This window comes from Pseudomonas sp. BCRC 81390 (assembly GCF_030341915.1).
Lineage (GTDB): Bacteria > Pseudomonadota > Gammaproteobacteria > Pseudomonadales > Pseudomonadaceae > Aquipseudomonas.
In genome coordinates this window covers 1-324 of sequence record NZ_JATAAG010000060.1, presented here as the reverse complement: position 1 = coordinate 324, position 324 = coordinate 1, and the positions used below count along the sequence as shown (strand labels likewise).

Genomic DNA, 324 nt, shown 5'->3' with positions numbered 1-324 from the left:
CCCAGCAATGGCAGTGAAATCAGCGGTACCGCCGAGGCGGGGAGCACGGTCATCCTCACCGATGGCAACGGCAACCCGATCGGCCAGACCACCGCCGACGGCAACGGCAACTGGAGCTTCACCCCGGCAACGCCGTTGCCGGACGGCACGGTAGTCAATGCCGAGGCCCGCGACCCGGCCGGCAACACCGGCCCGCAAGGCAGCACCACCGTAGACGCTGTAGCTCCGGGCACGCCCACCATCAACCTGAGCAACGGCAGCAGCCTCAGCGGTACCGCCGAGCCGAACAGCACCGTGACCCTGACCGATGGCAGCGGTAATCCG

At 68.2% G+C, this 324-nt stretch carries 1 protein-coding gene; it reads left to right on the top strand.

All coding sequences use genetic code 11. From position 1 onward, the window contains the following. The coding region (locus QSV36_RS14715; RefSeq protein ID WP_289132667.1) for an Ig-like domain-containing protein at positions 1-324 on the top strand (324 nt) is incomplete at both ends.